We start from the raw sequence: 12,325 nt of genomic DNA, 5'->3' as shown, positions 1-12,325 counted from the left end.
AAGATATTATTTTTGGTTTTTATTATCTATAAGTTCCTTAAAATTATTTCCTCACAATAATTTCAGCTAGCATTTCCTCATACTCTTCATAATAACCGACTTCTACAAAACCAAAACGTTGATAAAATGATTTATGGCGTTCGCTTGTTTCGTCATAACAGACAGTAATCCTGTGACAATCAGGTTGCTGTTTCATTTCATCCAGTAATAACTGCATCGCCTCACTGCCAATACCTTGATTTTGGTAAGATTGATCAACCATCATTCGATACAGATTATATTCGTTGGGTTTGCCTTCATTAACGCAACGTTCATACATTGCAAAACCAACGACTTCCTCGCCGTAACAGATTACTCTTGCTCTGCAATATTCATTAAAATGTGATTCGACAATTGACTCTGAATTTGGCGCGACGAAAACTTCTTGCCCAGGTTCAACTTCAAGAGACATTACATCCTCATAGTTGTTTTTATCGACATCAATCAAAGATACTTTCATAATTAACCTACTTACTTTTTAAGAAATATAATTAAGATACGGACGATACTTCTCGAAAAAACTTTCACGCTTCATTAATCCCAACAATCCACATAAACTTAGCCAATTGTAATACAGATTTTCACGCGGCATTTTTTCTTTAATGCTCTTAAAACTTACAAGGGCTGAAGTTCGAGTATGAAAATCGATATTAAAAGAAATGCTATCAGTCAACGTTCTTACATGATGAAGCATACCCGCAGGCATAATTAATATATCGCCCTGATGTACCTCAACTATGGATGTGTTTATATTAGCTATCTCACCAACATTCTGAATTTCTGGATTATATTCAAACCAACGCCATCCTCGACGAGAACAGACCTCTCTTTCCTCCCAAGGAATAAAAGAGAATCTCTTACTGCCCTTTATCTGAAAAAATAGATTGTTCGTTCTTAAAGTATCAAAATGCAATGGCGTTATAGCTCCGACTGGAGACATAAAAAATTGAACAAACTTCCACCATTCATTTTGGTAAAGCTTTGGTAAAATAGTTAGAGGAAAATCACCAACGTCATCAAGTAGCTGTTGAGCTTGTAAAAAGATAGGAATATCATGACAATAGGGAATATCGTTACCCATCTCTCCTTTTTTATATGCATTCAGAATTTCTAAATAACGATACATTTTGGCGTTCTCAGAACGCACACCATTTACATCAAAAAATTTGATCACAACGTCAATTTGAGGACACTTATCTTGAAAGTATTCAGAATTCCATTGTCTTATTGCAGGCCAGTCTTGCAGTAATCCTCGGTAAATTATCGCGTATCCCCGAGCAAGTGCGTGATGAAATTCAAGCTGATTAAACTTAGTAAGTTCTACTACACGGCTCATAATTCTACACTCCTAGCTAAAACTTTATTCCTAATTGCTGCTAACCGATAACCGTTGAACTTCACTTTCGCAATTATTACTATTCCTTAATTCTAAACTGGTCCTTGATTCTAAACTGGCCCTTGATTCTAAACTGGTCCTCGATTTTAAACTGGCGAGAGCCTGTTCTATAATCTTCAATCCTTTTACCAGTGTGTCTTCATCAATGGTCAAAGCAGGCATCAATTTCAGTACTTCATCATTGGGGCCGCATAACTCCACAATCAAACCATTTTCAAAGCAATGCTTCACCAAATACTGAGTTAATGAGGAATCAGCCATTTCTATACCTTGCATGAATCCAATTCCCTTAACTCTCAGTACAAGTTCATGATACTTTTCAACCAAAGAGTTCAAGTACGTTCGAATTAATTCAGCCTTATGCTGAATTATCTTCTGAAAAGAACTATCCCCCCAATATTCATTTAACATCGCTTTTGAAGCGACAAATGCTAAGTTATTACCTCGAAATGTGCCGTTGTCTTCTGCCGGCTTCCACACATCGATATCGGGAGAAATAAGCAGTAAAGACATAGGCAGCCCAATACCGCCAATAGATTTGGAAAGACAAACTAGGTCAGGTTTAATATTTGCGCGCTCAAAACTAAAGAATGTTCCGGTACGACCACAACCAGATTGAATGTCATCAACGATTAATAGAATGTTGAACTCTTCGGTGAGTTTTCTCAACGCCCTCAACCATTCAATAGAAGCAACATTTAATCCGCCTTCTCCTTGTACAGTCTCGAGAATTACCGCAGCGGGAAGATCAACCCCTGAACTGGGATCGGTAAGTAGCTTTCTAAAATATCCTATATAATCAAATTCTCCATCGATATAACCATCAAATGGTAAGCGCGTAATTTGAGAATATAATCCAGGTTGGCGATGATGTTGACTCCCGGTTAAACTGAGCGACACCCCTGTCATACCGTGAAAGGCGTTGGTAAAACAAACAATATTTTCTCTTTTTGTATATTTTCTTGCTAATTTTATCGCAGATTCAATGACGCTCGTGCCCGTAGGACTGGTAAATTGTAAACGATACTCAAGCTGTCTCGGTTTCAAAATCTTATCAACAAATGTCGATATAAACTCCATTTTCGCTTCCGAGTACAAATCAAGCCCCAGAATAATACCATCATCTTGAATATATTTAAAAATTTGTTGTTTTATGATCGTATTATTATGTCCATAGTTTAACGCGCCAGCGCCACATAAAAAGTCAATGTAACTTTTACCATTTATATCGGTTAAGGTAGAACCTATACCTTTTCTAAATATTACGGGAAATCTACGGCAATATGAACGAGCTTTAGACTCATAATTATTAAATATTTCTTCCATTTCCATAATAACTCCACAGTAATCCAGATAAAAGCTAGATTGATTTATACCCGTCATCTTTCAAGTTGCCTCTTTGTTGGCTGCACTCGCTCACCCCGGTCACATAGTTATCTATGCTCCCGGGGATTCGCTCCCTTGCCGTCGCGATGCAACTTGAAATCCATAGGGTATATATTGGGTTAATCATAATATAATAACTAAAAAATTTATTTCCTTTGTAACTTTCTCATTATAATCTTTAGTTTATAACCTATCAAACCATCAAGGCGATCCGGGTATTTTCCTATTCTTTCTCTATATTACACAACCCTAAAGCCTCTCCCGATACATACAGGTTTGAAGCGCAACTCATCACATCACTATTTTATTCACTCATTTATTTTTCTAAAAAACATCTATTTCTACTACTTGTAATTTTTACCCGTGATTATTACCTGAAATTGTTACCTCTAATTATTAATTATAACTCTTAATTGTTATCAGTAATTTTCCTTTATAATAGATTTGCATTGACATAATGGTTCTGTAACCACATAACTCCGCATATTCCTAATATCTATTTTTTCAATAGCCCAATCTCTAAATCTGCTACGGTTATACATTTTAGAAAATTTCAGGCAATTAACATCGTACTATTTAATTCTCTACTTCGATATACTATTGGCATAATAATAGCTAGCCAACTCATGTGAAGGCAAAAGTAAAACACCACTTGGAACAATTGTTTATATTTAGAGAACGAAAGGAACGTTAACACAGGCTGAACATTAATACAAACAAAACACTAGTAAAAGTCAAACACTAATCAAAAAAATAAAAAATTTAATATGTTAAAAAGAAACCTTACCGACTAACATTGCTATTATTTTACCCTTGGCGCTAATTAACAGACGTTATAGTTGTACTTAGCAGACGAAATCATTCAGGCAGTCAAATGCCTATTATGCGCCTGGCGGCAATAAATAGCCTAATTGATTTATCAACCCATTAAAAACATAAAAAATACTTATGTTTTAGTAAAAACAGCCTCCCGAATGACCTCCAGTGCAGCAGGATTTTCAATCAGGGAAAGATCGCCGGGTTCTCGCCCTTCGCATATTGCTTGCATAGTTCGACGGAGCATTTTTCCTGAGCGTGTTTTAGGAAGCTGCGAGACAAAATAGATCCGTGACGGGCGGCCTACACTGCCAATTTGTTTATTTACCAAACCCATCAAAACCTTTTCCAAAGCAGCAAAATGCGCGGCATTCTGGATCTCCTTCCCATCCTTGAGAACAACAAAAGCAACCGCGACCTGCCCCTTGACAGCATCCTTAATGCCAATAACAGCCACTTCGGCAACATCTTCATGGCTGGCGATACATTCTTCTATCTCCCGCGTTCCCAAACGGTGCCCGGCCACATTAATCACATCATCCGAACGTCCCAAAATAAAATAGTAGCCATCACTATCACGGATACCCCAATCGAATGTGGAATAAACAGCATGATCAAAGTGTCGCCAATAGGTATTGATAAAGCGTGTATCATCACCATAGATAGTTTGGATACAACCCGGGGGCAAAGGTCCTTCAATGACCAGCATACCTTTTTCATTATCACCACACGCTTTGCCAGTCAGTTCATTGATGAGCTTGACATGAAAGCCATACATCGGAAAACCAGTACTGCCAAATCGACTCGGCCTGTCATCCAAAGCACGAGCGATCGCCATAATCGGCCAACCTGTTTCGGTCTGCCAGTAATTATCAATAACAGGAACGTTGATAGCCTCAGCAATCCAGCGGGCGGTATGTTCATCAAGCGGTTCTCCCGCTAAATACAATGATTTAAGTGATGAAATATCATAGTCGCTAATACATTCAGCCGAATATTTTTTCAGTACACGAATAGCTGTAGGGGCTGAAAACATCCGTGTTACTTGATATTTCTCCACTATTTTCCACCAAATACCCGCATCTGGCCGTATCGGCAGCCCCTCATACATAATCGTCGCCATTCCTGCAATTAAAGGAGCATAGACAATATAAGAATGCCCGACGATCCAGCCAATATCTGAGGTGCTAAAAAATACCTCACCCGCTTTACCACCAAAAATGATATCCATAGATGTTGCCAAGGCAACGGCATAACCGCCAACATCACGTTGCACGCCCTTTGGCGTGCCTGTGGTGCCGGATGTATAAAGCACACAAGAGGTTTCATTTGATTCAAGCCAGGTTACTGGCACATCAGCATCAAAGTGTTCTTGCCGCAAGGTAGCGAAATCAATATCTCTCCCCGGCACCCAAACCATTTCCGTCAGCCCACGGTTAACCATCAACACATGGCGTGGTTTGTGGTTCGCCAGTTCGATAGCTTCATCCAACAATGGCTTGTAAGGAATGACTTTTCCACCGCGCGATCCTCCATCGGCAGATACCACCAACACTGGTTCCGCATTATCCAGCCGCGTAGCAAGGCTCTGAGAAGCAAATCCACCGAAGACAACCGAATGAACGGCGCCAATACGAGCACAAGCGAGCAAAACAAACAGCGCTTCGGCAACCATCGGCATATAAACCAAAACTCTGTCGCCTTTTTTTACCCCCAAAGAGAGCATCATCGCAGCCGCTCGATTCACTTCCTGATGTAGTTCCCTGAAAGTAAATATTTTCTCACTATTGGTTTCTGTTGAGATGGTGATGAGCGCTTTAGCATCAGGCTGGCTTTCCAGCCAGCGATCCAACGCGTTGTAACATAGGTTGGTCTTTCCCCCGCAAAACCAACGAGCAAAGGGAGGGTTGCTATGATCCAGCACTTGCTCAAACGGGTGTTGCCAGAAAATACGTTGCGCCTGTTCAGCCCAGAATGCGTTGGGATCATCAATAGATCGCTGATAAAAAGCGTTGAATGACATAATCTCTCCTATGTGCTGCCGTAGATGATAAAGCGGCACTTTGGGAGAGCGGCCGCTGATAACATTAAAAATCTAAATAACGTACAAATCGAGGTACTCGTTTACAGGCATGTTTTCCAATAACGGACGTTCAAGGGAAACAGACAGGATTTTCCTCTGTTGCGTTTCAGGGAACTGACGTGCCAGGTTGGTTTTGAATTTTTTCAGCAATAATGGAATGCCTTCCTCACGGCGGCGAGCATGGCCAATAGGGAATTCGACTTTAACTTCATCAAGCTGGCTGCCGTCCGCAAACATAATAGTTAATGCGTTAGCAATAGAACGTTTTTCCGGATCGCGATAATCACGAGTAAAATCAAGATCTTCAACACACACTATTTTTTCCCGCAATGCATCAATGCGGGGATCTGCCGCAACGCTATCTTCGTAATCCGCCGCAGTCAGATGACCAAAGATCAAAGGAATCACAACCATGTACTGAATACAGTGGTCTCTGTCCGCAGGGTTATTTAGCGGGCCTTGTTTATCAATAATCCGTATACAAGCTTCATGGGTTCGAATGGTGATCTTTGTAATGTCATTGATGGTCTGACCCACATCTTTCAATTGTTGATGCAGACTCATTGCAGCTTCCACCGCAGTTTGCGCATGAAATTCTGCCGGGAAAGCGATTTTAAACAGCACGTTTTCCATCACATAAGAGCCATAGGCACGCTGGAATTTGAAAGGCTGACCATTGAACAGAACATCATAGAATCCCCACGTTTTTGCGGTTAATACCGAGGGATATCCCATTTCACCCTTTTGCGCCATCAAAGCCAAACGAACGGCGCGAGATGTTGCATCGCCAGCAGCCCAAGATTTACGGGAACCGGTATTGGGTGCATGGCGGTAAGTTCGCAGAGATTGACCATCAACCCAAGCCAGCGATACCGCGCTCAGGATCTCTTCCCGATTCAACCCTAACATTTCAGCAACAACAGCGGTTGAAGCCACTTTTACCAACACGACATGATCTAAGCCGACTTTATTGAACGCATTCTCCAGTGCAAGACATCCTTGAATTTCATGCGCTTTAATCATGCCCGTTAAAACATTTTTGATCGTGAGCGGCTTTTTCCCACCAGCAACGGCATTTCTCGATAGCCAGTCAGCTACTGCCAGAATGCCGCCGAGGTTATCAGACGGATGTCCCCATTCAGCCGCAAGCCATGTGTCATTGAAATCTAGCCAGCGGATCATCGTACCAATGTTAAACGCCGCCTGTACTGGATCGAGTTGAAACTGGGTTCCCGGCACACGCACACCATTAGGCACCACTGTCCCCGGCACAATCGGCCCTAGTAATTTTTTACAGGCCGGATATTCCAATGCCTCTAATCCACAACCTAACGTATCCAGAAAGCAATAATACGCAGTTTCATAAGCGACGGATGAGGTGATGGAATATCCCATAACATAATCCACAATATCCACAATCACCTGATCGTATTCACGACGATTGCTTGCAACAGAGGTAGACATAATAATTCCTTGTTAAAAAAACATTCATGCAGGAATCCCTGCGCCAAAAAGAACGTTATCCACGCTTATCAATTGGTGTAAGTACGCGATTTTCTGGCCCGATGTAATTGGCTGAAGGGCGAATAATTTTGTTATCAATACGCTGTTCAATGATGTGAGCAGCCCATCCCGCTGTACGGGCAATCACAAACAATGGTGTAAACATCGCCGTTGGCACGCCCATCATGTGATAGGAAACCGCTGAGAACCAATCAAGATTCGGAAACATTTTTTTATTGGCCCACATCACCGCTTCTAATCGATCCGCGATATCAAACATTTTGGTGGTTCCTGCCTCTTTAGAAAGCTGTAGCGCCACATCTTTAATGACTTTGTTACGGGGATCGGAAATGGTGTAAACCGGATGACCAAAACCGATAATGACCTCTTTTTTCGCCAAGCGAGCCAGAATATCACTCTCTGCTTCATCAGGGTTTTCATAGCGCTGTTGAATTTCAAAAGAGACTTCGTTTGCTCCACCATGTTTTGGTCCTCTCAGAGCACCAATCGCCCCGACGATGGCAGAGTAGATATCTGTGCCAGTTCCTGCAATAACCCGACTGGTGAATGTCGAAGCATTAAATTCATGTTCGGCATAAAGGACCAAGGAGGTATGCATGGCTTTTTCCCACGATTCATTGGGCTTTTTACCATGCAGGAGGTGCAAAAAATGCCCGCCTATCGACTCATCATCAGTCTCCACCTCAATGCGGCGTCCATTGTGGCTATAGTGATACCAGTAGAGCAACATAGAGCTGAGAGAAGCCAATAATCTGTCAGCAATATCACGCGCTCCCGCGAGGTTGTGATCGTCTTTTTCAGGCAATGTACAACCCAGAACAGAGACTCCGGTACGCATAACATCCATCGGATGAGCGGCTGCGGGCAATGTTTCCAGTGCTGCCTTTACACTACCCGGCAGACCTCGCAATGCAGTTAGTTTGGTTTTATAGGCAGCCAACTCAGCACGGGAAGGCAATTTTTCGTGAACCAGTAGGTATGCAACTTCTTCGAATTCACACTGGGTTGCAAGATCAAGAATATCGTAACCTCGGTAGTGCAGATCATTACCGGTTTTTCCAACTGTACAAAGTGCCGTGTTACCCGCACTGATGCCAGAAAGGGCTACAGATTTTTTAGGCTTGAAAGTGGTTAACTCAGTCATCGAGTTCTGTTCGCTCATGGGTATCACCTCTACTGTTTTTATGCCATATAAAACGACGAATACTAGGTGGAGCCGTCCGTCATTGAGATTTTTTCTGGGAGAAAAGCAGATCCAGTTTTTGTTCAAAATCGTAGTAGTTGATGCTTTCGTATAACTCATTGCGAGTCTGCATCATGCTAATCACACTCTTCTGTGTCCCCTCGCGACGGAGTGTTGTGTAAACCTGCTCGGCCGCCTTATTCATTGCCCGAAAAGCAGAAAGCGGATAAAGCGCAATAGAGACGTCCACACTTTTCAGCTCTTCAACCGTGAAAAGTGGAGTCGCGCCAAATTCAGTGATGTTGGCTAGTATTGGAACCCCGGTTATTGACGCAAATGTTTGATACATATGTAATTCAGTGATCGCTTCAGGAAACAGCATGTCCGCCCCGGCTTCGATATAGGCTTTTGCCCGATCAAGGGCCGCTGCTAATCCTTCAACAGCCAAAGCATCAGTGCGAGCCATAATGACGAAATTCTTATCAGTACGGGCATCGACTGCGGACTTGATGCGATCAACCATTTCTTCTTTGGATACAATCTCTTTATTTGGGCGATGACCGCAGCGCTTCGCACCGACCTGATCCTCAATGTGCAACCCCGCAGCCCCCGCTTTAATCATTGAGCGCACTGTACGGGCCACATTAAAAGCAGAGGAACCAAAACCGATATCAGCATCCACCAACAATGGCAAATCGCATACGTCTGTAATACGGCGGATATCTGTTAACACATCATCCAGCGTTGAAATTCCCAGATCAGGCATTCCCAACGAACCCGCCGATACACCACCACCAGACAGATAGATAGCTTTATAGCCAGCCCGTTTTGCCAGTAACGCATGATTCGCATTAATGGCGCCAACAACCTGTAGTGGAGATTCAGCTTCTATCGCCTGACGAAATGCTAAGCCGGCAGAGGAAAGTGTCATATACGACCTCATTGTTATTATAATGAAACACATTTGTTACCTAGCAATATGTGTACCAATCAAGTCAAAAATAACGGGCAGATTAAAAAGATAAATTCGATTTAAAAGTTAATATTTTGTTTTTTAAACTAAAAATAACATTAAAAATATTTATTAACCTGTAGAAAAGTACCATTGATAGAAAAACTTATCTGTTTCATAATGAACCAATTACGTTTCATGAAACACGAATGAAACAATTGAGAAACATTGAATTATTGTGGTGGGAAAAGCGAAAACAGCATACAGATAGAGGAATAGCATGGCAGAAACACCATCAGCAGAACGTGATAACCGCGATAAACCGGTCATTTGGACAGTATCTGTTTCCCGTCTTTTCGATCTCTTCCGCGATATCACACCAGAATTCGATCATCAGGCTAATATCACACCTATCCAACTTGGGTTTGAAAATGCGGTTCAGCATATTCGTCAACGATTAACAACTGAATGCTGTGATGCCGTACTCTGTGCTGGCTCCAATGGCGCCTATCTTAAAAGCCGCTTGTCAGTACCGGTTATCATTGCCAAGGCCAGCGGGTTTGATTTTATGCAGGCATTGGCCCGTGCACGACAAATCAGCTCCCGTATTGGCGTTATCACCTATAAGAATACATTACCCGCGCTAGAAGAATTTCAGCAACGGTTCAACTTGCGTATTGAACAACGCAGTTACGTAACGGAAGAAGATGCACGGGCCCAAGTCAATGCATTAAAAGCGATCGGCATTAAGGTGATCGTCGGTGCCGGGCTGATTACCGATCTCGCCTATGAAGCCGAATTAGTCGGTGTCTTTGTTTACTCTGCTGATTCTATTCGCCAGGCATTCCGCGATGCATTGGATATCGCCAGAATGACCAAGCTCAACCAAGCTTCAATTTCTGCCTATCCAACCGAGAATAGCTTGCGTACCCGGCATACTCTCAATGATATCCGGGGAGATTCAGCGGTAATGGAACATGTGCGCAACACTATTATGCTATATGCCCGCTCGCCTGCCACAGTGTTAATACAAGGAGAAAGCGGTACAGGTAAGGAGCTGGTAGCACAAGCCATTCACCATGAATATGCCCTGCGATATGGTCAAATTGCAGGTAAACATCAACGCCCGTTTGTCGCCGTTAACTGCGGCGCCATTGCTGAATCCCTATTGGAAGCTGAGTTGTTTGGTTATGAAGAAGGCGCTTTCACCGGTTCACGACGTGGAGGACGTGCAGGTCTTTTTGAAGTTGCACATCGAGGCACGCTATTTCTGGATGAAATTGGTGAAATGCCGCTGCCTCTTCAAACACGGCTATTGCGGGTACTGGAAGAAAAATCCGTTGTCAGAGTAGGAGGACACCGCCCTATTGCCGTTGATGTCCGGATCATCTGCGCCACACATTGCGATTTAGATACTTGGGTTCAAGAAGGCCGTTTTCGAACGGACCTGTTCTATCGTCTGAGTGTATTGCGAATCAACATTCCGGCCCTCAGGGAAAGAGGTCACGATATTGGTATATTGGCGCTAGAATATCTGCGACGAGCATTTGCTGCATTGAACTTACCGGTATCACAATCAAGAGTGCAAGAGCTTGCTGCCTGTCAAGAGGCATTGCAAACCTATCATTGGCCCGGCAATGTCCGGGAACTACGTAATCTTATGGAACGGCTCACGTTATACCTTAGCGCCCACCCTGAACATATCTTAACACCGGAATTGATATTGGCGCTTTCACCAGAGCGCCAATCTACACTCAATCTGGCAGAACAAAGTATGAAGTCTTTCCCTTCTTTAACGCAAAAATCTTCACTTGTTGCACCACCTTCAGCTCATGAAACCTTGAAACGGTTTGCTGGCAATCACCATGCAACTGCGGAATATCTGGGGATTAGCCGTACTACGTTATGGCGACGATTGAAGAAAGAGATGGCAGAAATAAATAGCTAAAATGTCGCCTTAAAGTGCTTACGGTAGTCCTGTGGAGTGCTACCGAACATCCGGAAGAAACTACGGCGCAAAGTATCTTCACAGCCGAAACCGCAACGGGAGGCTATGCACTTGAGCGATAGCGTAGACTCAACCAAAAGATGACGCGCCGCTTCCAAGCGGAATCGCTCCACCGCTTTGGCTGGCGTAACCCCTGTATGTTGGCTGTAGTGGCGCACGAAGCTACGCTCACTCATATTGGCTCGTGCAGCCAAAGCTGCCACGGAAAGGTCTCCCGCCAAATTATTGGTCATCCAAGCGTGCAGATCTGCAAATTTACTTGTGCTGCTTTGTAATGCCAGTGGAGCACTAAACTGTTCCTGTCCACCAGGACGTTTAAGAAACATAACGAGTTCCCGCGCAACATCCAGTGCCAGTTTATGACCGAGATCTTCCTCCAGTAATGCCAGAGCCAAATCGATGCCTGCGGTGACGCCAGCAGAAGTCCACACCGGGCCATCCTGAATAAAGATAGGATCACATTCTACCCGCAATTTACTGTAACGCCGGGCCAATTCGGCGCAGCTACTCCAGTGTGTGACGACTCTGCGGCCATCAAGCAACCCACAGGCCGCCAGAATGAATGCCCCACTGCATACAGACACAATACGCCTAGCCAGAGATGCATGTCCCTTCAACCAATTACGCAATGGCGGATGGTTCGCCGCTGACTCAACGCCAATGCCCCCTGCAACAATCAGAGTATCAGCGGGAGAATCCAGCTCAGGTAGAGGCTCTGCCTGCACAGTTATGCCAGCCTGCGTCATGACCTGTCCGGGTTCACAAGCTACGACTTTTATGTCATAGGGCCGCCTGTGACCAACCTTCTCCGCCAGCTCATTGGCGGTGATGAAGACCTGCAATGGACCTGAAAAATCCAGCAGATTTACGTTGGGGAAGATCAGAAAATAGAGAGTTTTAATGTCCATAAGGCAATTATGGCACTTGGCGTAAATCGT

Annotated in this window: 9 protein-coding genes; 1 reads left to right on the top strand and 8 read right to left on the bottom strand. The window is 43.5% G+C overall.

The window, feature by feature from the left end:
* Positions 1 to 43: 43 nt before the first annotated feature.
* The 7 genes from OO184_RS03425 to prpB form a co-directional block, all read right to left on the bottom strand.
* A complete protein-coding gene (locus OO184_RS03425; RefSeq protein WP_265377981.1) occupies positions 44 to 499 on the bottom strand; it encodes a GNAT family N-acetyltransferase in 456 nt (151 codons plus the stop codon).
* Between the two features lie 18 nt (positions 500 to 517).
* Entirely contained in the window at positions 518 to 1,375 is an 858-nt protein-coding gene (locus OO184_RS03420) for a cupin-like domain-containing protein (RefSeq protein WP_265377980.1), read from the bottom strand.
* A 30-nt stretch (positions 1,376 to 1,405) separates the two neighbouring features.
* Complete coding sequence (gene ectB, locus OO184_RS03415; RefSeq protein ID WP_265377979.1) at positions 1,406 to 2,767, bottom strand: diaminobutyrate--2-oxoglutarate transaminase; 1,362 nt, start codon at positions 2,765 to 2,767, stop codon at positions 1,406 to 1,408.
* Between the two features lie 1,000 nt (positions 2,768 to 3,767).
* Positions 3,768 to 5,660, bottom strand: coding sequence for a propionate--CoA ligase (locus tag OO184_RS03410; protein WP_265377978.1), 1,893 nt, complete (start codon positions 5,658 to 5,660; stop codon positions 3,768 to 3,770).
* Positions 5,661 to 5,732: 72 nt separating this feature from the next.
* On the bottom strand, positions 5,733 to 7,184 hold the full coding sequence (locus OO184_RS03405) for a bifunctional 2-methylcitrate dehydratase/aconitate hydratase (RefSeq protein WP_265377977.1): 1,452 nt from the start codon (positions 7,182 to 7,184) through the stop codon (positions 5,733 to 5,735).
* A 55-nt stretch (positions 7,185 to 7,239) separates the two neighbouring features.
* On the bottom strand, positions 7,240 to 8,406 hold the full coding sequence (prpC, locus tag OO184_RS03400; protein WP_265377976.1) for a bifunctional 2-methylcitrate synthase/citrate synthase: 1,167 nt from the start codon (positions 8,404 to 8,406) through the stop codon (positions 7,240 to 7,242).
* A 61-nt stretch (positions 8,407 to 8,467) separates the two neighbouring features.
* Complete coding sequence (gene prpB, locus OO184_RS03395) at positions 8,468 to 9,358, bottom strand: methylisocitrate lyase (protein WP_265377975.1); 891 nt, start codon at positions 9,356 to 9,358, stop codon at positions 8,468 to 8,470.
* A gap of 301 nt (positions 9,359 to 9,659) precedes the next feature.
* Here prpB and prpR point away from each other — a divergent pair, with 301 nt between their 5' ends.
* Positions 9,660 to 11,327 (top strand): propionate catabolism operon regulatory protein PrpR, encoded by a 1,668-nt coding sequence (gene prpR / locus OO184_RS03390; RefSeq protein WP_265377974.1) that lies wholly within the window; start codon positions 9,660 to 9,662, stop codon positions 11,325 to 11,327.
* On the opposite strand, the gene OO184_RS03385 is transcribed toward prpR, so the two are convergent.
* Positions 11,324 to 12,295, bottom strand: coding sequence for a GlxA family transcriptional regulator (locus OO184_RS03385; protein WP_265377973.1), 972 nt, complete (start codon positions 12,293 to 12,295; stop codon positions 11,324 to 11,326). The genes prpR and OO184_RS03385 overlap by 4 nt on opposite strands.
* Between the last annotated feature and the right edge of the window lie 30 nt (positions 12,296 to 12,325).

Source organism: Photorhabdus aballayi, assembly GCF_026153155.1.
Classification (GTDB): domain Bacteria; phylum Pseudomonadota; class Gammaproteobacteria; order Enterobacterales; family Enterobacteriaceae; genus Photorhabdus; species Photorhabdus luminescens.
The sequence above is the reverse complement of the archived record's forward strand: the minus strand, read 5'-3'. Positions and strand labels throughout refer to the sequence as shown.